Annotated in this window: 17 protein-coding genes; 9 read left to right on the top strand and 8 right to left on the bottom strand. The window is 49.4% G+C overall.

The genetic code is table 11. The annotated features are described in order from the left end of the window. Positions 1-203 precede the first annotated feature (203 nt). Positions 204-1187, top strand: a complete 984-nt coding sequence (locus tag ACO1NU_RS03620) for an alpha/beta fold hydrolase (RefSeq protein ID WP_448817098.1) — start codon at positions 204-206, stop codon at positions 1185-1187. 41 nt (positions 1188-1228) lie between these two features. After that, on the top strand, positions 1229-2068 hold the full coding sequence (locus tag ACO1NU_RS03625) for a cyanophycinase (RefSeq protein ID WP_448817099.1): 840 nt from the start codon (positions 1229-1231) through the stop codon (positions 2066-2068). Positions 2069-2163: 95 nt separating this feature from the next. Here the strand turns inward: ACO1NU_RS03625 and ACO1NU_RS03630 are convergent, their stop codons facing one another. The 8 genes from ACO1NU_RS03630 to ACO1NU_RS03665 all read right to left on the bottom strand — a co-directional run bounded on the left by ACO1NU_RS03630 (position 2164) and on the right by ACO1NU_RS03665 (position 13379). Further along, positions 2164-3192: an isoaspartyl peptidase/L-asparaginase family protein gene (locus ACO1NU_RS03630; RefSeq protein ID WP_448817100.1), complete on the bottom strand. Its 1029-nt coding sequence runs from the start codon at positions 3190-3192 to the stop codon at positions 2164-2166. A gap of 4 nt (positions 3193-3196) precedes the next feature. Beyond that, positions 3197-4255, bottom strand: a complete 1059-nt coding sequence (locus ACO1NU_RS03635; RefSeq protein ID WP_448817101.1) for a cyanophycinase — start codon at positions 4253-4255, stop codon at positions 3197-3199. After that, on the bottom strand, positions 4252-5652 hold the full coding sequence (locus ACO1NU_RS03640; protein ID WP_448817102.1) for a RagB/SusD family nutrient uptake outer membrane protein: 1401 nt from the start codon (positions 5650-5652) through the stop codon (positions 4252-4254). Before ACO1NU_RS03640 ends, ACO1NU_RS03635 begins: the two co-directional genes overlap by 4 nt. An 11-nt stretch (positions 5653-5663) precedes the next feature. After that, on the bottom strand, positions 5664-9029 hold the full coding sequence (locus ACO1NU_RS03645) for a TonB-dependent receptor (protein WP_448817103.1): 3366 nt from the start codon (positions 9027-9029) through the stop codon (positions 5664-5666). Positions 9030-9063: 34 nt separating this feature from the next. Next, positions 9064-10149, bottom strand: a complete 1086-nt coding sequence (locus ACO1NU_RS03650; protein ID WP_448817104.1) for a FecR family protein — start codon at positions 10147-10149, stop codon at positions 9064-9066. A gap of 107 nt (positions 10150-10256) precedes the next feature. Continuing rightward, positions 10257-10826, bottom strand: coding sequence for an RNA polymerase sigma factor (locus tag ACO1NU_RS03655; protein WP_448817105.1), 570 nt, complete (start codon positions 10824-10826; stop codon positions 10257-10259). Positions 10827-10886: 60 nt separating this feature from the next. After that, positions 10887-11453, bottom strand: a complete 567-nt coding sequence (locus ACO1NU_RS03660; RefSeq protein WP_448817106.1) for a sugar O-acetyltransferase — start codon at positions 11451-11453, stop codon at positions 10887-10889. Positions 11454-11513: 60 nt separating this feature from the next. After that, complete coding sequence (locus ACO1NU_RS03665; RefSeq protein ID WP_448817107.1) at positions 11514-13379, bottom strand: CocE/NonD family hydrolase; 1866 nt, start codon at positions 13377-13379, stop codon at positions 11514-11516. A gap of 184 nt (positions 13380-13563) precedes the next feature. Here ACO1NU_RS03665 and ACO1NU_RS03670 point away from each other — a divergent pair, with 184 nt between their 5' ends. The 7 genes from ACO1NU_RS03670 to ACO1NU_RS03700 all read left to right on the top strand — a co-directional run bounded on the left by ACO1NU_RS03670 (position 13564) and on the right by ACO1NU_RS03700 (position 22234). Then, positions 13564-14073, top strand: a complete 510-nt coding sequence (locus ACO1NU_RS03670) for a DinB family protein (protein ID WP_448817108.1) — start codon at positions 13564-13566, stop codon at positions 14071-14073. A gap of 95 nt (positions 14074-14168) precedes the next feature. Then, positions 14169-15491 carry a flippase gene (locus ACO1NU_RS03675; protein WP_448817109.1) on the top strand — a complete coding sequence of 441 codons (1323 nt, stop codon included), beginning with the start codon at positions 14169-14171 and terminating at the stop codon, positions 15489-15491. Further along, positions 15488-16669 carry a glycosyltransferase family 4 protein gene (locus ACO1NU_RS03680; RefSeq protein ID WP_448817110.1) on the top strand — a complete coding sequence of 394 codons (1182 nt, stop codon included), beginning with the start codon at positions 15488-15490 and terminating at the stop codon, positions 16667-16669. Before ACO1NU_RS03675 ends, ACO1NU_RS03680 begins: the two co-directional genes overlap by 4 nt. Then, positions 16662-17708 (top strand): glycosyltransferase family 4 protein, encoded by a 1047-nt coding sequence (locus ACO1NU_RS03685; protein WP_448817111.1) that lies wholly within the window; start codon positions 16662-16664, stop codon positions 17706-17708. The genes ACO1NU_RS03680 and ACO1NU_RS03685 overlap by 8 nt, the downstream gene beginning before the upstream one ends. Position 17709: 1 nt before the next feature. Continuing rightward, the gene (locus tag ACO1NU_RS03690; RefSeq protein ID WP_448817112.1) at positions 17710-18930 is read left to right on the top strand and encodes a glycosyltransferase; all 1221 of its coding nucleotides are present in this window, start codon (positions 17710-17712) and stop codon (positions 18928-18930) included. Then, on the top strand, positions 18908-20161 hold the full coding sequence (locus ACO1NU_RS03695; protein WP_448817113.1) for a hypothetical protein: 1254 nt from the start codon (positions 18908-18910) through the stop codon (positions 20159-20161). The genes ACO1NU_RS03690 and ACO1NU_RS03695 overlap by 23 nt, the downstream gene beginning before the upstream one ends. 9 nt (positions 20162-20170) lie before the next feature. After that, on the top strand, positions 20171-22234 hold the full coding sequence (locus tag ACO1NU_RS03700; protein WP_448817114.1) for a glycosyl hydrolase family 28-related protein: 2064 nt from the start codon (positions 20171-20173) through the stop codon (positions 22232-22234). Positions 22235-22287 lie beyond the last annotated feature (53 nt).

Below are 22287 nucleotides of genomic sequence, written 5' to 3' on the forward strand. Positions count from 1 at the left end.
TTTACCTGAAGCTTTACTTTACAAATCAGGAAGCTCGAAAACCGGAAGCGCAGCTTGAGAGGGAAGCTCCCAAACAAGCTCTTCTGCTGCAATAAACTCGGTAGCAGGTGCCGACCGGGAAGGGAATCAGCAGAGGGGCGGAGCGGACAAACAATACCGATCCGGACGATGTTTGGTTGACAAACGTGCTAACAATTCACACCATGAAACCTACACTCAAGACGTTTGGACTAGTATCTGCAGGTCTCTTTCTGGCATTCGGAAGATATCCTGTTTCCTGGCTGGTATCATCAAGGAACCGGTCGGCGAAGCCAGCGAGGCTACGAGCTTCAAATCGATTATTTGTTAAAAGCCCGACGGGCAATACACTGCATGTAGCAATCGAGGGACCAGAAGGCGCGCAACCGCTGGTGCTGATCCACGGTCTAAACGGCAGTTTGCAGCACTGGTTCTACCAGCGAAAGTTCCTGGGGGACTCCTACAGGCTGATCCTGATAGACTTACCCGGCCACGGCAAGTCGCCGGCACCTGCAAGCCTGGCGGTGAAGGACCTCTGCCGCGATCTGGCAGCAGTCGTCAGTCAGCTTTCACTCGAAAAACCTATTCTCTACGGTCATAGCCTGGGTGCTATGACGGTGATGGAATATTGCAGTTCCTACCCGAATGTTGCAAAAGGAATAATCCTGCAACATTGCAGCTATACGAATCCCTACACCACCTGTCAGGCATCCTGGCTGGTTGAGTATCTACAGGAACCGGTTATCAGGCCCTATCTGGAATATTCCAAGAAACATCCGTTGATGTTTAAGATTTTGACTCGCATGAACTACATGAACGGCTTAAGTTTATTGCTTCACCGGTACATCTTCTTCAAGGGGGAGCAAAGTGCGGCCCAGCTGCGCTTCAGTTCCCGGATTGCGGCCTTCTGCCCCCCTGAAGTGACTGCCGAAGGGCTCCTCCGCTGTATGGATTTCGACATGAAGGGGAAGCTCAGCAAGATAAAGGCACCCTGCCTGGTGATCGGGGCAGTAGGCGACAGGCTCACCAGGGCATATGCAGGGAAGCACATCGCGAAGAACGTGTCGCGAGGCGAATTTGCAATAGTTGAAGGAGGACATATGAGTTTGCTTGAGCATTCAGATAAGGTCAATGATCTGGTGGGAGGTTTTCTGAACAGAATAAAGTAGTCAAGGCCCGGCTTATTGCGGCGATTTTGCTATTTTTAAGCATGAAATACGGTTTTCTTTCTGCACTTTTCTTCCTGTCGTTTCTTTCAGTGGCTCATGCCCAGTCCCCTTTGGGAAAGCTGTTCATAATCGGTGGAGGCAGCCGCTCTGATGAGTTAATGGCAAAACTCGTTGAAACCGCTGATCTGAAAAACAAAGACTATGTTGTGGTTCTGCCGATGGCCAGCGAGGTGCCTCAGGAGTCGTCTGAAGGTGTTTCTAAACAGCTGGCTAAGCTGTTTAGAAACAAGATACGCGCTTTCAACTTTAGCAGGAGTTTAACCGGAAACAAGAAGTGGCTTGACTCAGTCAGGAACGCACGCCTGATCTATATACCGGGTGGCGACCAGGATCGCTTTATGGACGTTGTCAGGAACACGCCCTTATATGAGGCCATTCATGCTGCTTACCAAAAAGGGAGCACCATAGCCGGCACCAGTGCGGGCGCCGCAGTCATGAGCAAAGTCATGATCACCGGGCAGCAACTTGCAGGAGATACGAGTTATAAAGAGACTTTCGATAAGTTGTGGGATAAGAACATCGAGTTTAAAGAAGGGCTCGGATTGCTTGATTCGGTTATAATTGATCAGCACTTTCTAAAGCGCAGCCGTCACAACCGCCTGATTTCTGCATTGGCGGCTAAGCCTCACTACACCTGCATCGGCATCGATGAAAGCACAGCCATCATTGTAAGGGGCAAAAATATTGAAGTTACAGGTGAGAGCCAGGTGATCAGCATCTCTGATCCCGAAGGTCTCCGCGTGAATGCGAAAGGTTTGATTCAGATGCGGGACCTGCGATTTGGCTTATATACGGGCGGAGAGCAGTTCAGGCTGCCTTAGACCAATACTGTCAGCGCTGATCTTCAGATGCTTCAGTAAAGAACGAAACACCAGGTTGCCCGTTCTTACTGAAGCTGCGAAAAGTTCCTTTAGAACTATTTATAAATTTCGACGCTGATTTTACCGTCGTCGGTTACTGTACCACGGTACATGCCCTCTGTGTTGAAAGGCATTGCTACGTTGCCCTTCCGGTCGAGAGCGATCACCCCGCCATCTCCTCCAAGCTTACCCACCTTATCCATCACCAGTTTTGAAGCTTCGGCTACGCTGAGCCCTCTATACTCCATGAGCGCGGAAATATCGTGTGCTACCACGCTGCGGATATAGAACTCACCCCAGCCCGTGCAGGATATACCTGCGGTGGCGTTGTTGGCATAGGTGCCCGCACCAATGATGGGCGCATCGCCCACTCGTCCGTATTTCTTATTCGTCATGCCCCCCGTTGATGTTCCGGCAGCGAGGTTCCCGTCTTTGTCGAGAGCCACGGCACCTACCGTGCCGAATTTATTATCGCGGTTCTTTATTCCCAATAACACCGCTTTCTTGCTGCCGTGGTCGAGTACACTTTTTGTAGAGTCTTCTTTAATGGCTTTCTGAAGTCCCTGCCAGCGCTCTTCCGTTCGGAAATAGGAGGGATCCACAATCGTCAGTCCGGCTTCCTTCGCAAATTTCTCGGCACCCTGACCGACCATCATCACATGCTCCGATCGCTCCATGACAGCACGAGCGGCGCTGATGGGATTGCGGACGGTAGTCACACCGGCTACTGCTCCCGCCTCCAGGGTTTTCCCATTCATGATGGAAGCATCCATCTCATTGCGACCATCGTGCGTAAACACGGCGCCTTTACCCGCGTTGAAGAGCGGTGAATCTTCGAGAACATGGATCGCTGCTTCAACGGCATCCAGACTCGGTTTCCCGGCTTTAAGGGCTGTATATCCTTTTTGCAGGGCAGCGCTAAGCGCTGCGCGGTAAGCTTTCTCTTTTTCAGGAGTCATTGTCGACTTTAGAATGGTGCCGGCTCCGCCATGTATTACCATCACGTATTTCTGGGCCCAGACGCCGCTCATGCATGCGCTGGTCAGCAAGATGACCAGCCCCGTTTTAAATGTTTTTACTTTCATGTTGTTAGTTTATTCTGAGTTTTCCCTGTTCTGACCACCACCAGTGCCAGGTACCGCCGCTGGCGCCCGGCTCATCAAATGAATTCAGATCGAAACTTCCGTTTCCCTGGGGTGTCGCCATTATCTTGTAGACCCGGACCGCTTTTTGTCCATGGTTCCAGTGGAGCGGAGCCCCGCCGACACAAACTTCGGGAATTTTGTTGTTATCAGTAGCCAGGAAAAAAGCGCTTCCAGTGCCATATACAACAGCTTTTCCGGTTTCATCGACACATACTGCAGTACGTTCGTCCGCTGCTACTCCCTTAGCGCCGATACCCTGATCTTTGAGCATCCTGGCGAGGAAGGCAAGATGCCTGCCTTGACGGCTGCGCGCCACATAATGTTGATCGGTCAGAACGCTGCGCATATAGGGCGCTTTCAGAAAGTCACCCGCATACAGGGTCATGTTCGGGTTGTAAGGGTCTTCGAGCGCTTCGGCAGACACAACGCTGCCCTTCTCGCCGCTGTAATACAATTCCCCCAGAATAGCACAACCGGCACTGGTACCTCCAACAGGGGCTTTCTTTACGTTCAGCAAGTAGTTGATCGCCTCCATTGTTTTGGTATTTTTCCAGTATTTCATGTAGTTGGACTGGTCGCCTCCGGCTATGAAGAGCATCTCCGCATTCCGGATAATGCCGGCAACACGTTCGTCGTCTGCCAAGGCCCGGGAATTGATCATTAGGGTCTCCACTGAATTCACCTTTCCCAATGTGTTCACATAGGAGTTATACGCATCCGCTCCTGAAGCCCTGATGATGACGACATCGCCTCCGCCACTCCTGGAAATCATCCATTTAAAAGCGGCATCAACATCTGCTCCGCCTCCCATGAGGACAAGTCCCCCGTTGACAGGGGTAACGACGTCAGAACTGTCGCCCACAATTCCAATAGAGCCCGGCCGCTTAGCGGCCGGGTCTGGGTTGAGAGCATACTCCGTTGATGTCGTGCCACCATTATTTTTACTGCATCCTGATGCTGAATAAGCAAGCAGAAACGCTAGTATAGCTAAGGGATATCTCATTGGTAGTTCGGATTTTGTTCCATATTCCTGTTAACGGATAGTTCACGTGCCGGGATAGGGAAGGCATACTGCGCCTGCGCAGGCTCGAGCTTCAATGCACCCGCAGCGTTAATCGCATCTTCCGGTAGCCGGTCAACAGGCAGGTTTCTCCGTCTCAGATCAAAAAAGCGGTGCCCTTCAAAAGCCAGTTCTTTAAAGCGTTCCTGGTAGATCGCGTTGATGAGGGCCTCTTTGGAGGAAAATATTTCCGGAACATAGCCGCTGATACGTGCGGCACGAAGCGCGTTGAGGTCGGCACCCGCCGCTCCTGCAGCGAGCTCTGCCTGGGCTTCAGCTCGAATAAGGTACATCTCTCCTGTGCGGAACAGCTTCACGTCCGCAAGGCCCGGAGCTGCGGCATCCCCACCAATGTACTTTTTGATGAGGTAAGCAGACTTTCCTGCACCTCTGGCGGGGGCATTCGTGATGTAGCTGCTGTAGCGAATGTCGTTCGTCTTATCGAAGGTGTTGATCAGCTCAAAAGAAGGAGCATAGAGGACGATGCCTCCTGTCTCACGGAAGAAAAAAGCGCCAATCCTGGAGTCGGATCCAACTCTTTTCAATTCCCAGATCACTTCTGAATTATTCTGATCCGTCCAGATCCCTGGGAACTGCGCTCTGCTGGCAAGAGGAGCCGCGTCAATTGCTTCAGTAGAGTAGGAGACCGCTTCCGTCCAGTTCTTCTCGTAGAGGGCAGTACGCGCCTGAATGGCCGACACTGCTGTCCTGGTGATCCGGCTCTTGTCAGAAAAACCGGCCGGGATAAGTGTTTTTGCCTCCTGCAAGTCTGCCTTTATGTTGGCGATCACCGCTTCAAACTGGTCTCTTGCGGGATAGCCGATAATGGATTCTTTCATGTACGGCACGCCGAGTGCGCCGGTCGAGTAAGATGAAGCATAAGCGCGGAGCAGCTCCAGGTGACTATAGGCGCGAAGCGCCAGTAACTCACCCCTGTAACGATCCCTGAGTTCCAGGTCGGCTCCTGTTGCCTGGACGGTTGGCGCTGCACTGAGTACGCGGTTGAGCCTGTCGATAGTCACATAGTATTCGTCAAAAGCCGAGGTCACGGACCCGCTTCCTGAGTTATAAAGCCAGCGATAGGCTTCGGTATTGCTCACCGTGTTTTCATCCGGCACGGTGATTTCATCGGATACAATGGCGTTGCTGCCGATCAGCGTATAATCGAGCGACGCGTAGACTCCCAGCAAACCGAGGTCGAGATCTTTTACATTGCGAAAGGCCTTGGAAGGATCAATAGTGTCGGTCGGGTTGACATCGTCCAGCTTTTTACAGGAGCCGAAGGCAAGCAGAAGTAATCCGAGCAGGGAAATATATTTGCGAATTGATTTATCTATCATGTTGGTACGGATTAAAAGTTAACATTGAGTCCCGCGGTGTAAGTCTTGGCAGCAGGATATTGGAAGCGACCGTAGATATTGTTATTCTCCGGATCAAGGCCGCGCCATTTCGTCCAGGTGAAAAGATTCTGCCCCTGAACAAAGATCTTTGCCCCCTTGATCAGCTTTACACGCTTCAGCAGCTCGGAGGGGAGGGAATAACCCAGTGTAACGTTACGCAGGCGCAGGAATGAAGCGTCCTGTATATCTTTAGAGGTAAACTGACGCCTGATATCAATCCGTTGCAGGATTGCGTTGTCGCCCGGCTGCTTCCAGCGGTTTTCCAGCATGCGGATTGACTGGTTACTGGTCATATAACGATCGTTCTCGTTGTAAAGATCTTCGTTGTTCCAGCGTTTAACATCTGCTACAAAAGAGAACAGGGCACTTGCCGTAAACGACTTGTACTGCAGGCCGGTGTTGAAACCGCCGGTGAACTTTGGATAAAGACTGCCGGATTCCGCAACGCTGAGCGCATTGTAGTCGTAAACGGTGGTTATGTTTCCGTCTTTATCATAGTACTGTGCATCGCCGTTCTCCGGGTTTACGCCCGCCCAGTTGGGAGCATAATAAGTTCCGAGCGGATAGCCGACTTTCCAGATCCGGGTGTCGCCGTCCGGAATCTCGTCGAGGTCATCTGTCAGGCGCAGGATTACGTTCTTGTTGTAGCCAAAGTTCAGGCCTAAGTTCCAATTGAAATCCTTCGTTTTGATGATATCGCCCTGAATATCGGCTTCCACGCCGCGATTCCTCATCTTTCCGCTGCTCAATGAGAGCACGCCGAAGCCAGAGGTCGCTGAAGGGGGTTGGTCGATAAACATGTTGGTGGTTATCTTATTGTAATAATCGGCTGCAATCCGTAGCCTTCCTCCCTTGAACAGGGCGAGGTCGAAGCCGGTATTGAATTCATTTACATATTCCCAATCGAAATTCTCGTTACCTGCAGCAGCCGGGCGCATCGCACTCGCCCCACCGTAGCTGGTGTTAACGGCGTAGGTAGGCAGGTAGTCGAAGTTACCGCCGAAGGGGCTGGCCGTACTTCCATAGCTTGCTCTGAAGCGCAGGTCGGAGATGCCTGCAACGTTCTTGAGCAGATCTTCCTGTTTGGCGTTCCAGTTAGCGCCGACAGAATAGAATCCATGCCAGCGGTTCTTTGGCGCCACCCTCGTGGAGCCGTCATACCGGTAGCTTCCGGTGACGGTATATTTGTCGTTGTACGTATAGCGACCTACCCCCATGTAGGAGAGCAGGGCGGAACTGGTGCGACCCCCTCCGAGTGCGGGAAGGAATGTGGCGGATACAGTAATGCCTGCGGGAGTCTCCGGAAGCCGCGAGTCCAGACCGAAGCCATTGTAGTTGAAAGCGCGGTAGTTCTCATAGACATACTCCAGGAAAGCCGACGCTTCGAAGTCATGCACAGTGTTGAAGATCTTATGGTACGTAAGTCCCGATGTGGAGATCATACTGAAGTTTCTTCTGCTGCCTTCGCCGAACTTACCCCGGCCACCCACTGTATTGGAGTTGCGCCTGGATCCGTAGTAGGAATCAGGATTGATGTAGATCTGGTCAGTAGAATTGCGATAATCAATACCGGCGCGGGTTAAGATTTTCAACTCAGGCAGGATCTGATAACCGAGGGAGAGCCCGGTAATGGTTTTAAACTGATCAGTTTTATCGGAAGAATTAAGCAGGCGTTCCAGTCCCTGGCTTCCCTCGCGCCAGTCGAGTATGTCATCCCCAGCGTTGCCGGGATGAATAAGCGTACCATCCGGCGCATAGGGGTACTCGTAAGGCAATGCATAGTAAACTGAAGCCATGGAGCTTCCAACAGATGTACTCTCTACGCCTTCCGTAAAACTTGACGCGGAGTAGCCGAGCGAGAGGTTTACATTACCGCTGAATTTTCCGGAATTAAAATCCAGGTTACTGCGTAGGTTATACCTTTCCATCCCCGTACGGCGCGCGATACCATCCTGGTCGTAATAATTTAATGAATTATAGAACCGCACATTCTCATTGCCTCCGCTGACGCTTACCTGTTGCTCGAGGAACTTGCTTTGCTGGAAGAAAAGATCCCGCCAGTCGGTATTGATCGTGCGAAGGCTGTCGAGGATCTGATCAGCTCTACGCTGCTGGGAAGGGGTTTTAGTCGCATATTCAGGATTTTTTGGCGAGTATGTCCAGCCCGGACCGATATCTTCGCCGATTTCCAAACCTATCTCTTCCTCAAATCGGAGCCGCTGTTCAGTGTTCATCATCGTGAAGCCCGGTTTGGTGAGATCAGACTGACCATATTGCGACTTGTACTCTACGCGGAGTGTGCCGGACTGGCCCTTTTTAGTGGTAATCACGATTACCCCATTAGAACCTCTGGAGCCATAGAGCGCTTTCGCAGAAGCATCTTTCAGCACGGTAACACTGGCTATATCGTCCGGATTGATCGTCTGAAAATAAGATCCCTCTATCTGAATCCCGTCCATCACGTATAGAGGTGAGCGTGCGCCGCTGATGCTGTTAATACCACGGATCGTCACGCTGGCGCTCGTTCCAGGCTGACCTGAACTTGCCACTACAGTCATCCCTGGCACGCGACCCTGAAGGATCTGATCGACCGATCCCATTGGAACCTGACCGATTTTTTCGGAGGTGACCACAGAAGCCGCGTTAGCAGACTGATTACGATTGTAATTCGTATAGCCGGTAACGGTGACCTCTTCCAGCGTCCGCGTATCTTCACGAAGGCTAACGTTGATGGTCCGCTTGTCCGTTATGACGATCGTCTGAGAAGTAAAGCCGAGAAAGGAGAACTCGAGTGCGCTGGCGCCATCGGGTACTGTCAGTATATAGCGGCCCTCCATGTCTGTGGATGTGCCGATAGTTGCGCCTTTAACGCGTACAGATACGCCCGGGAGGGCGTTGCCGTCACCATCAGTTACTCGTCCCACAATGCGGATATCGGCGTGACTTTCGCTTTGCGGCATAAAAATAACGATGAGGCCGTCCTCTTTAAGCGAGTAGGACAGGCCCGTTCCTTTAAGGGCCTGCAGCATGGTCTCGTCAACAGTAGCATTGTTAAGTACCACAGATACACGGCGGCTATCAGGCAGGACCTTGTTGTTGTAAACAAAGCGATACCGACTTTGCTTCTCTACTTCTTGAAAAAGCTGCTTAATACTGACTTGTTGCAGGTTGGCCGTGATACGCCCCTGGGCGAAAGTGGATGCTGTTACCTGGATCGACATCAGCACAACCAACAAAGCGGTAAGTTTCATGATTCGGATGAGTTGTCTGGTACGCATTGCTGTACCGGGAGGGACGGCAAGTAGAGGTTTTCTCATAATGGTGTTTTAAGACGTTGATGATATCTGGAGTTTATTTTTGTTTTTTAGAGAGGATGATCTTTCCCGATTCTGACTGAATGGAAAAGGGGTAAGACAGTTGTAGCGCTTCGAGCGCCCGGAGAACTGTTTCCGTTTCGAAGGTGCCTGTATAACGGTAGGATTTAACCTCGTCATCTGCAAAGACGATTTTGATCCCGTACCACTTCTCCAGCTTCGCGCCTATATCTTCAAGACGCTCATTGCTGAGTTCCAGACGGGAGCGCAGCCACAGTGTTTCCGCAGGTTCTGCCTTTGCGAGATGGTCAGAAGAGGTCCGGGAATGCAGTTCTTCCCTGAAGGTTTCAATTTGGTCAGATGACTTCTTTGTAACTAGCTTCTCGTTGGGCAAGAGCACGTACTTCGTGTTGGCATCAGAGCGAAGGGCGATTTCCACCTTTCCTTTCAGCAGCGTGGTTTCTGTTGAACCCCGGCTGTCGGAATAAGCCTTCAGGTTGAATACTGTACCTAGTACTCTCACGGTGATGTCGGCTGTTTTCACGATGAAGGGGTGGCTCGGGTCAGTTTTTACTTCAAAAAACCCTTCACCTTCCAGGTTCAGAGACCTGTTCGTCGCTGAAAAGCGGGGATCAAGCAAAATGCGACTGTTGGTATTTAACGTCACGAGACTACCATCGGGAAGAACGATGGTCTTGCGAGCACTTGCATTACTTGCATACTTGAGAGCATGCGGCGGCCACTGCTTATCTCCAGCCTCCTGATAAAAAAGCATCCAGCTTAAAAAAGCGATCAGGAGACAGGCGGCGATGCCACTCAGGTATTTGAGCACCATGGGTACCTGTCTGCGCTTAACCGAAGGTTCAGGGTTCAGGCTTGTTTCAAAGAGCTCGCGCTGTCGAAGACCACTTTGAAGCTGGTCCAGTTTTGAAAGCCGCATTCCTTGTCCCGCTCCCAGTAACAATACGAGCTGACGAGCTGCCGCGACAAGTTCGGCTTTATGTGGATGGGCGGCAAGCCAGTTACTCCAGAAGGCGATGGACGCGTCATTCTCTTCGCGGCAATATTGCTGAAAGCTATGATCGCACACAAAGTCTTCGATCTCGTAAAGTTCAGGTTTCATTCGTGCTATTTTAAACACAGACGCAGAAACATGGAAGATTTCCCTGAATTATTTTACTTTTTTCTCTAAGGGCTGATAAATAGCGCGGTTTATATCGCAAGCGCGCGTTATTTATCGTGAAACGATGACACTAAAGTCTTTTTAAGAACTTTAATGGCATCATAAATAACGTTATAGCAAGTCTTGATAGTTTGTGTATGCATCTCTGCAATCTCTTCGTAGCTTAAGCCTTCAAAGAACTTGAGCCTGACAAATTCTTTTTGCTTTGGACTGAGCTTTGTAAGCGCATTGTGCAGGCGCTGCATCGTCTCCTGATCTCCCTGTGAGCGTATCAGGATTTCCTCGTATGAGGTGACATTCGGCTCATCTTCATCCAGCATTCTTCCGATTGCGAGGTCTATACGCGACTGATGAGCGATCTGATCAAGAATAATCCGGCGCAGGGTTGTAAAAAGATAGGATTGAACCTGCTGAACAGGTTGCAATCGCTGCCGTTTATCCCAGATATGGAGGAAAAGCTGGTTAACGCAATCCATCACGAGCTCGTTATCGCTGCAGATCTTAAGTCCAAAGCGCAGCAGATGGAAATAGGTATTATTGTACAGATCAAAAAGAGACTGTTTATTGCCCTTTAGCAGATCGTTCCAGAGTGCTCTATTATCTTCTTCAGCCGACATTCAAACTTAAATATAGGATATTCCGCGGAACCGCAAACCAGGCTGAGCGACAATTTAGACTTATCTGTCCTGTTTTACTTCACGGATTGGCTTGCATGGATTCCCGACAGCAAGCACGCCAGCGGGAATATCCTTCGTAACCACGCTTCCGGCGCCGATAATGGCATTGTCGCCGATCGTTACTCCCGGTAGCACCACTACATTACCTCCGAACCAGACATTATTACCAACAGTTATCGGGCGGGCATACTCGAGTCCCGCATTCCTTTGCGTCACGTCTTCGGGATGCCCCGCTGTATAAAAACCGCAGTTGGGACCAATGAACACATTGTCGCCGAACTTAACTGTCACACAATCGAGAATAACCAGATTGTGATTGGAGTAGAAGTTTTCTCCTAGCTCGATGTTATAACCGTAATCGCACCAGAAAGGCTGCTCAACCAGAAAGCTATTGCCGCTGCGGCTTACGATTTTGCGGATAAGGTCGCTTCTCTTGGCGGTGTCGGCGTAGCGTGTTTCGTTGTACTCCTGACATAGCTCTTTTACGCGTATACGGTCATTTCTTAGATCTTCATCAAAGTTTGCATCGTATAAAAGGCCTTGGTGGCATTTTTCTTTCTCTGTCATACTTGTTTTCGTTTGTTATCCCGGGCGGTCGACCAATAGCTTATCGAAACCGGCACGACTCTATCTCAGTACCGCGATACCGATAGACGAGCTATTCAGCGCATCGTGGTAAATCCGATGCGTAGCTTTCTGAAAATCGGTCGTCCGGGCCTCGTAAATATTCATGAACTTCTGCGGATTTCTATCTGCTAGTGGAAACCAGCTGTTCTGTATCTGGATCATCATGCGATGTCCCTTTTTAAATGTGTGCGCAACATCGGGCAGTGTGTAATTCACGGCAGTAGGAACGCCCGGTACAAACGGCTCCGGCTTCTCGAAGCTGTTGCGGTACTTTCCTCTCATGATTTCAGCGCGAACAAGCATCTGGTATCCCGCCATAATAATATTCTTGTCTTGCGGAGCAGGAGCGTCTTCGGGATATACATCTATGAGTTTGACAACATAGTCGGCATCCGTTCCCGTAGTGGATACCCGCAGCTTCGCCAGCAGGGGCCCTGCAAGGGTCAGATCTTCGGTAAGAACCTCGCTTTGATACACCATTACATCGGGACGACGGGAGGCAAAGCGCTGGTCATCGATCATGTATTCACGACTTCTGCGTTGTTGGACCCCGGCCTGATAGGGAACCGGTTTGGAGGGATCGCTTACATATTCATCCCAGCTATTCTGAACCCTGGGTTTTTCGAAGCTCAGTTTGCCGCCGGCCTGCAGAAACAGCTCACGCATTTCCACATCAGCTGGAGGCCAGGAGTTGAACTTCTTCCATTCGTTTGAGCCTGTGACGAAGATAGTAGCTTCCGCAGGATCAAAGCTACCTTCGTTCTTGAGATAGTATTTAAAGAAGGGCAGCTCAAAATGCTCCTGGTAGTACTTACTGGTTTCCTGTCCGAATTCAATATCGCCTAAGCTGCTCCCAGCGTTACGTACCCAGCCGCCGTGATACCAGGGGCCGATGATCAGATTATTTTTAATGCCGGGATTTTGTTTCTCGATGCTTTTATAGGTTGCGAAGGTCCCGTAAGTGTCCTCTGCATCGAATGCTCCCCCGACCACGAGCACAGCAGGCTTAACCTTTTTCAGGTGAGTCTGAATATTCCGGGCCTGCCAGAATGTATCCAGATCTGGATGAGCGAAAAGATTATTCCAGAAGCGGATGCTGTCGGAAAAATATTTTTCTTTCAAATCCCTGACTGTCCCGGCCTCCAGGTAGAAACGGTAGGCATCAACAACCGGAAGTGGCGCGCCATTTCTTGCGGCGGCAGGAGCAAGCGGCTTTAGCCGGGGAACGCCGAAGCTAGCCATGAAACTGAAAGCATCCTGCAGGAAAAGCACACCATTGTGGTGAAAATCATCGCCTATGAACCAGTCAGTCACCGGCGCCTGTGGTGATACTGCTTTGAGCGCGGGATGGGAGCCAGGGAGGGATGCCGTTGAATAGAATCCCGGGTACGAAATTCCGTAAATCCCGGCTTTACCATTATTGTTGGGGATATTCTTCAGCAACCAGTCGATGGTGTCATATGCATCGCTACTTTCGTCGATATCTTTTCTGCTCTTCTTCTTTGGATTATGCGGGCGGATATCGTCAAATACACCTTCACTCATCCATTTTCCGCGTACATCCTGATAAACAAAAATAAATCCTTCCTTCATGATAGCAGGATAATTTCCCAGGCTGGTTTTGTACTTGTCAGCACCATATGGCGCTACGGTATAGGGAGTCCGGTTAATAAGGAAAGGGTACTTTCTTGTCTTATCTTTCGGAATATAGATGGAAGTAAAAAGTTTTGCTCCGTCGCGCATGGGAATCATCGTTTCCATCTTTGTATAATGCGTAATCGCGTATACGGAATCCGGCATTTGGGCAGAGAGCCACAGCGGAAAGAAAAAGATTAGGAAAAAGCAGGGTGAATAGCGAGATTTCATGAAGATTCCAAAAAATATCCTCCAATATAGCCAATATGAAGCGTTGATGTTAAAAAAAGCTGATTTTCTGGTTTAGCAACAACATTGGACTGATACCGAACTTCCATATTTAAATATTTACTTTTCCTGAATCTTGCCGGGTTCTTTTTGTAAATTATGTTGTATTTCTTTAAAACTCAAGCTTATGATCCTTCAATCACTGATTTCTGAATTTGAACACGAAGTGACGAGCACCAGAAAGTTATTACAGGCCGTGCCTTCGAAAGATCTTGACTACCGGCCCTCTGCCAATTCCTGGACTATGGGGGAACTCGCGCAGCACATCGCGACGATCTACTATTGGTATGTCGGCACAATGACGCAGGACGTGTATGATATTGCGGCAGACAATTTTGAGCGTGGTATGCCCTCAGATATTGATGCAACACTCAGGCTATTTGAAGATAATGTTAAAAGAGCGCGGATTGCCCTGACCGAATCCACGGAAGAAAGCCTGAAGCACTTATGGACGATGAAGCTAGGCGATCGCACTGTTCTTGGTCCTCTTCCGAGAGACGTGGTTGCGCGAAGCTTCCTCTTTAATCACATCTATCATCACCGGGGTGAAATGATCGTCTATCTACGGGCTACCGGAAACAGAGTACCGGGCATGTACGGGCCGACCTATGAAGAGAGCACGGGTCAGGCAGGTTAGTTCGGGGGCCGCCGGGGCTCGTGCCTCAGTCTGTCGATGTTCGCTGGAAAAAGCATTTATGCTATATTTGATGGCACATCTGCTAAAAACGACCTATGACAGAAAATAAAGCATTAGGTAAGAACTATGGTGCTTTAACCATTATACAGGCCTCGAACTTCCTTCTGCCGTTCCTTACTTTACCTTTCATTGTCCGTACCATTGGGCCGGAGCGGTTCGGTGCGATCAATTTCTCGATCGCTATCGTGACCTATTTCATCCTGCTTATCAACTTTGGTTTTGACTTTACGGCTACAAGGAGGGTTGCCCAAAACCGCCAGGATAACGCGATGATCAAGGGGCTCTTCTCACAGATTTTCTATTCGAGGGTATTACTTTTTCTCTTATCAGTACTTCTCTTCAGTATGCTGTTTCTAACGATGCCTCAACTAAGCCGCCATCCTGTTGTAGCCATTTTCATGTTCAGCAGCTGTCTTGCCAACGTATTCACTCCGAACTGGCTTTTTCAGGGGATGCAAGTCATTCATCAGACTGCCATCTTCAATTTTTTAGCCAAGCTGATCTTCTGCGTTTCGATTATTTTCATGATCCGGAGTCCCAATGACTACATCTGGTATGCCGTCATGTCTGCATTATCTCAAATACTGGTGGGGATTTTGTTGTTCATTTATGCGAAAAGAAGATTTTCTCTGAAGCTTATAGCCCCGGATATCAAAGCTATTACCGGCTTGCTGACCGAAGATAAAATGGTTTTCATGGCCACCCTGATGATTAGTTTCTATACCACCAGCAATACCGTTTTGCTGGGACTGCTGAGTTCAGAGCGGGAGGTCGGTATTTTTACCGCCGCCTCGCGGGTGATCGCCGTGGTGCAAAGTGTTATGCTGCTTCCGATGAGTCAAGCACTCTTTCCGCATATCGGAACCGCTTTCGGGCGGGGCAAAGCTGAGGGCATCACAGAGGTAAAACGGGTATTTCCGCTTGTGATGATTTATACCTTGTCGATGTGCCTCTTTGCAGCAGCATGTGCACCTTTAGTCGTTAAGGTCCTCTACGGAGGAGGCTTTGAAGACTCCGCATGGATCCTGCGCATCCTGGCGATCAGTCCTTTCGTTGCCAGCATCAGCAATGTGATGGGCGTACAAACACTGCTAAACCTCAAGATGGATAAGGTCTATTTCAGAATTACGGCAATCGGCTGCATAGTCAACATCGTCTTAAACATTCTCCTGATACCTTATATGAGCTATTATGGCACGGCTTTAGCCTGGGTATGCACCGAAAGTAGTATCATGCTCTGCTTGTTCATTGTGCTGCGAAGGCAGAATATTCATATTTTTGACAGGACCTACTTCAACCGCAGCTATATCGGCAGTGCGGGTAACAGCCTGTTAAATTCATTGAGGAGAAAGAAATGAAGATCCTTTTTGTCAATACCTTATATGCACCCTTTCAGGTCGGCGGTGCGGAAGTGTCCGTCCGCGTCATGGCCGAACAGCTCGTTGCTTCTGGACACCATGTTTATGTGCTTACATTGGGCTACAAGCCGTCAGTCAGGAAACTGAACGGTGTAGTCGTAATCACGATCAAAACAAAAAACCTTTACCATATTGAGCAGGCAACTGGCCAGAGTGCGTACAAGAAGCTGATGTGGCATCTCCTGGACTCGTCGAACCCTTTATACTCCAGGGGAATCGGAAAGTTGCTTGACCGGATTAAACCGGATGTGGTGAATACAAATAATATACAAGGCTTTTCGCCGCACATATGGAAGATCGTTAAATCAAGAGGATTAAAGCTCGTTCATACTATGCGCGACTATTACCTCCTATGCCATAAGACGTCCATGTATTCTGGGGGAAGAGACTGCGAGCAGCTCTGCGGAGCATGTAAGCTGACATACACGCTGAAGAAAGGATACTCAGAACTGCCTGATGCCTATATCGGGATCAGCAATTTTATATTAAAGCAGCATGTGCGTTTCTCGTTCGGCGCGGATAAGCCGCAGCATGTTATCGCTAACGGCCTGGCAAGCACGGCTCGGCTGCCGGAGCTGAAATCGCCTTCTGCCCAAATTGTCCTGGGTTTTATAGGCAAGGTCAACGAGCAGAAGGGGGTTGACTTCCTTTTTGAGGAGCTGGCTGTGCTGAGCAGGGAAGGAGCCTCGTTCCGGTTGGAACTGGCAGGAAAAGTACTGCCGGAGTACGAGCAGAAGCTCCAGGAGAAATACGCGGGATCCTTTAGTTTTACCTTTCTTGGAAAAACTGCTCCTGATGCATTTTACCGGAGTGTAGATCTGGTCATTGTGCCCTCGGCCTGGAACGAGCCCTTCGGAAGGATCCCCATTGAAGCGACTGCTACCGGAACGCCCGTGTGCGTGGCAGACAAGGGTGGATTAAGCGAGCTTTATGATGAGCGTTGTATGTGGCAGTTTGAAATGAAAACAAACAGTTTGAGTGATTTGCTGCGCAACATTCTTATGAACCCGGAAACTATAAGGGAGAAGTCGGCTGCCTGCATATCGCTGGACAATGTCTATTCTCCCAGTGTGTTAAACGAACGCTTGATCAACGTTATAAACAGTATCCATGGCTGAAAGAACTATATATGTGAACGGAAAATTCCTGTCACAGAAGATGAGTGGGGTGCAACGCTATGCGGCAGGGATCTGCAAGGAGCTTGAAACCCCTGTGAGGATATTATGCGCTCCAGGTCATCAGAATGAAAGTACTTACCGGCTGGCTAATGAACTACAGCCTCTCGGCCGCAAAGCCGGTATCTTTTGGGAGCAGGTTCAGCTTCCGCGCTTTCTCAGGAAGCAGGGCAATCCTTTGCTGCTGAATTTATGCAACGTGTCTCCCTTGCTTTACGAGAACAAGATCACTTGCCTGCACGACGTCGCCTTTGAGCGTTATCCGGAGTTCTTCTCCAGGAAGTTTGTTCTCTACTACCGATGGTTGATCCCGAGACTGCTGAGAAGCAGCAGACACATCATCACCGTGAGTGAGTTTTCAAAGAGGGAAATCTCAGGCTTTTACAATATTGATCCGGAAAGTATATCCGTTGTGCCGAACGCAAGTTCCTTTGAGCCGCGGACTGAAGGTGAAGTGCTCGGTCCACATCCAAGGCCGTACTTCTTATTTGTTGGTTCACTCGATCCGAGAAAGAACCTGCTTTTCCTCCTTAAAGCCTTTCATGAGGCCGCACCGGAGGGAATTGATCTCGTCGTTGTTGGTGCGGGGCACGCATCATTCGCAGCAAATCCCGAAATAGAAAAATACAGGAAGTTTCCGAACATTACGTTTACGGGATACGTGAGCGATGCGCAGCTCAGGAGCTTTTATGCCGGAGCAATTGCGCTGGTCAATCCGTCCTTGTATGAGGGCTTCGGACTACCTGTTGCCGAGGCCTTGTCCATGAATACACCCGTACTGGCTTCCTCGATCGAAGCATTCGAGGAAGTGGGTGGCACAGATGTTGTTTATTTCAGTCCGACGAAGATTGATGATCTATCCAACCTTATCAAAGCGTTTTCGAATACTGCTCCTATGCGACCAGTGAGAACGGCCCAGATCACCTGGAAGGCATCGGCGGAAGTCATAGACAAGATTATTCACCGATTTAACAGTACGTAACATGAAGGTAGCAATAGTACATGACGAGCTTGTAAGGCGCGGTGGCGCGGAACAAGTTGTATTGGATATGCATAAGGCTTATCCTGAAGCAGATATATTCACGTTGTGTTATAATCCAGAGAAGACATACGAGGAGTTCAGGAAGGCGAAAATCTTCACATCCTGGTTTCAATACATCGGCAAAAGTGAGAAGCTGATCAAACTTCTTTATTTCCCCTTCGCCATTTTGGCTATGCGAAGTTTCAATTTAAAGGGATACGACATTGTGTTGATCTCTACTACACACTGTGGGAAGTTCATACGTACAGATAAGGATGCATCTGTGGTTACTTATTGTCATACACCATTCAGATTAGCCTGGCGCCCTTTTTCTTATTCAATCGTAAGATCTTCGAATCTTATGATCCGCAATATCTTTCTTTTTGCTTCGCGCATTCTGAGGAAGCTGGACCTGATAGCAGCGAAGGCGAGCGATTTTTACCTGACCAACTCCAAAGAAGTTAAGGCAAGGATTGAGCAATCGTATAATCCGGATCAACCGGTAAGAATCATCAACCCGGCTGCCAAGCTCGACAACTTCTATATTTCGCTGGAAGATAAAGACTATTACCTCGTGGTGAGCAGGCTCGAGGACTATAAGATGGTTGATCTTGTCGTAAGGACGTTCAATCAGATGCCCGACAAGAAGCTGATCGTAGTTGGAACAGGATCAAAAGAGCAGGAGCTGAAGGCGCTCGCAGGCGATAATATCAGCTTCAGAAAAGGGCAGAGCACTGCTCAGCTCGCGCGTCTCTACGCAAACTGCAAGGCATTGATCTTCCCTCAGCACGAAGATTACGGCATCACCCCATTGGAAGCTGCGGCCTCGGGGCGCCCTGTGATTGCGTTTGGCTTCGGGGGCGTGCGGGAGACTATGATCCCCTATAACGGGGACAGCAGAGCCTGCACCGCGGTGTTCTTTGATGAGCAAAGCAGTAATTCACTATTGGCGGCCATTGAAAAGTCTGAGTCTCTTGAATTTGATCCCGTGTTTATACGCAACCATGCGAAATCATTCAGTGCGCCGAACTTCATCGCGAAGCTGAAAAGCTTTGTGAGCAAGGTGTACCTCCAGAAAATGTCTTTGAAACTCAATGATATCGTTTCTGAAGCTATTGACGTATCGGGAAGGCCGTATCAGTTAGAACTAGCGAACACCTATGCAAGAAAAAAAGTTGCTTAGGAGCATTTATGTATTTCTGGCCATACTCCTTTGTATGGCCTTTTCCGTTTCTATCGTTATTTATCCGACCGTCTCCCTATCGGTTCCTTCATACATGATGGTGTATCTGGCAACTCCCTTCTTCCTCTGGTGGAGCTACATTAGGGACAGGGAACTTCTCCGGGAGTTATTGATCATTGTTGCTGTATTCTCCAGCCTGAATATTCTGGCACAGCTGCATGTATGGCTGTACGCCGTTTCACTGGATTCCTCACTAACCCTGACAGATCGGGGAGATCTTGAACGGACCTTGCTCCGGCCAACCCTGTTCGGCCAGACAATCTATCTTTTCGCAGGTGTACTAACCTACCTCTATCTTAAGTACTATGCCCGGCGAGAGCATATCCACCACCTCTACACCGGACTTAGGATCATTGTACTGCTGGGCTTCGTGGAGGTGATTTTATTTCAGTTTACGGGCGAAAATGGAGATGTACTCAGCAACCGGACGTTTAATAATAAGCCTGGAAGCGGCAGCCTGTTCCAGACGATCACCTTGAGCGGCCTGCGGTTGCAGCGGCTTAAGAGCCTGACGGGGGAGCCGTCTATGTTTGCTTTTTCGGTTATTCCTTTCTGGATCTTGTGTGTACCCCTGAAGAGGTACATTGATTTCCTTTTGTTAGGTATCGCTTTGATTCTGACATTTTCGACATCTGCCTATCTCGGTATAATCATCTTCGTTTTAGGGGCGGCCCTTGTCGATCACGGGCTACGAAAAATACTGTTCTGGATAGTTCCCGCCGGTGCGGTCGTCTTGCTGACCTTATATCTGGTGTCTCCGGCTATACAGAAGGTTATTCACTCCGTATTTATCGACAAGTTTACGGGAAGTAATGAATCCGGCTCTGAGCGCTCCGGGCATTTTCTGAACCAGTACATGTTCTGGAAGGAGCATCTGTCGCTTCCCGGTAAGCTACTGGGACTGGGATGGGGCTATGTGAGGTCCACAGACTTCTTTTCGACATTGCTCGTCAACAATGGGCTTCTGGGACTTGTCGGCTTTACCGTGTTCTATTTCCGGCATGGCTTTATCCGACTGAAAGACACGCTGTTTAAAAAATATTATTTAATTGCACTCCTTGCTGTATTCCTGATCATGATGGGATCGGTTCCCGAATTCGCGTACCTTTCACTTTGGATATTTCTATCGATACCCTATTGGATTGAGCGCGGGAAGGAACAGCAAGATTGATCGAAAGATATGCGTTTTTTGATTTTACTACTGATACAAGTTACGCTGGCGTCCGGAGCATTCTCCCGGACACAGCAGGAAGCACTTAATGTGCGAACCTTTGGGGCCTTAGGTGATGGAACAAGGAGCGACGTCGAGGCCTTTCAACGGGCGATTGACGAAGCTGCAAAAACGGGACGCGTATTGAGCGTTCCCAGAGGCAGGTACTACATTCCGGCTGCGGCATCGCTCAGCATACCTGCGGGCGTGACGCTCGAAGGAGATGGTAAGTTTAGCAGCATCATTTTCACAGACAGCACTTATAGAGAAGATCAACCATCGCTTATCCATATCGGAGGTGAGGATATTATTATAAGAGGGATTGGGTTTAACGGAGGACGGCCCGTAGAACCCGGACAGCGATCTAAGCGACTGGCAGGCCGCTACAACCTGATCAATATCAGCTTTGATACCAAAGCTTCGGCACGTGTGCTGATAGAACACTGCAGCTTCAGCGATGCACACGGCAGGGGGATCATTTTCAGGGGAACACAAATCACTATTCAGGATTGTGATTTTTTGCGACTCGGGCGGTACAATATCGATTTCAAAGCAGTAGATGGCGCAATTAGCAACTTTGGAAGGAATGAATCTGCTGATATACGGATCTTGAGAAACACGTTCGCATATATCGGCACTCATGCCGTGTCGACCTATCGTATCAACAGATTGGATATCGAAAGCAATAAGCTGAGTGAAATATCGGGAATAGGGCTGGCGAATCATCAATGTCAGAACCTAAACATACGGGCGAACCGGATCGAATACACCGGAGACAATGGGGTGGACGTACAGCGGTGCAGCCAAACCAACATATCCGACAACTATTTCTTTGCTGCAGGAAATAAACATGCCGGCGACGCCGGTTCGGCGGCAGCAATCTTTTATGGCGACGACTATGCGCAGGGAACGGCAGTGAATGCCGTTATCAGTAATAACTTCATCAGAGGAGCATTCAGCTTCCGGAATAAGAACCCCGAGGCTCATACACAAAACTGTGGCATTTATATTATCGACGCTTTCCATGTGAAGGTGCTGGCAAACACAGTCAACAGCATTGGAGATATCGCTAATCCGGAAAAGATCACTGGCATTGAAGACGGAACCGGTATCATGATCGTCAACAGCAAAAAAGGCAGGAGCGAAGACGTCCTGGTTGAGGGCAACTCCGTCTCGGTAACGAAGAGCGACGGGATACTTGTGAACGGCCAGGGGCGGGATATCCGGGTGCTGAACAACAGCGTCAGCTCAGCAGGAGGCGACGGGATACGTTTTAGTTCCGTTGCAACAAACCTGTTTGGTATGATCAGGAACAATACGATTGCCGATGGTTGCAACTGGCTCCGCAGGAAGATCTCTGCCGATATATTCATCGAAACCAGCAATGGCTGGATCACGCAACTTAATGTATCAGGAAATCAGCTTCGCAACAACAAAAGACTCACATACAACAACTTAAAAGACACCGTTTACACAACACATGGCATCTACTTTTCAGGCACAGGGTATGCAAAGATGAATAACCTGATCGTCGCAGATAATCAGATCACTGGTCATCTGCTTGACGAGATCGGTTTTGCCGACAATGTTTCGGGATTTGAGGTAACAAAGGGAAAGACTTTCCCAACTATAGGATTCCGCAATAATTACAGCGGCGGAACGGATGATCAGCCATCGTCAATTGTACCGGGCTACCACCAGAAACGGAAGCCATGGATCATTACTGAAAGTTACGGCACGTCCGTTCCTGAGTACGGAAACTACTCCCAGGGCTCGGTAATACATGATTTAACAAATCCCGGCGAGCGGTGGGTTGCCTTAAACTCCGGCTTTGCTGCAAGGAACGTGTGGGAGCCGGAACGCCGGGTGGGGCTTGGCCGAACGATCTATATGGGAAACCAAAGCTGGCGTTGTATCCAGGCAGGCCGTACCGGTAAGAAGATACCTGAACCCAGGGGAGCAGAGATGATCGACGGCTCGGTAATATGGGAGTTAATGGGTGAGCGGGTGAAATTCAAAAAAGTATCAACCTGAGAAAAAAGTTGCACCTAAATAGGGTCGACCATTTATAGCGGAAACGGAGTAAT

The sequence above is a fragment of the Arcticibacter sp. genome, from assembly GCF_053551015.1.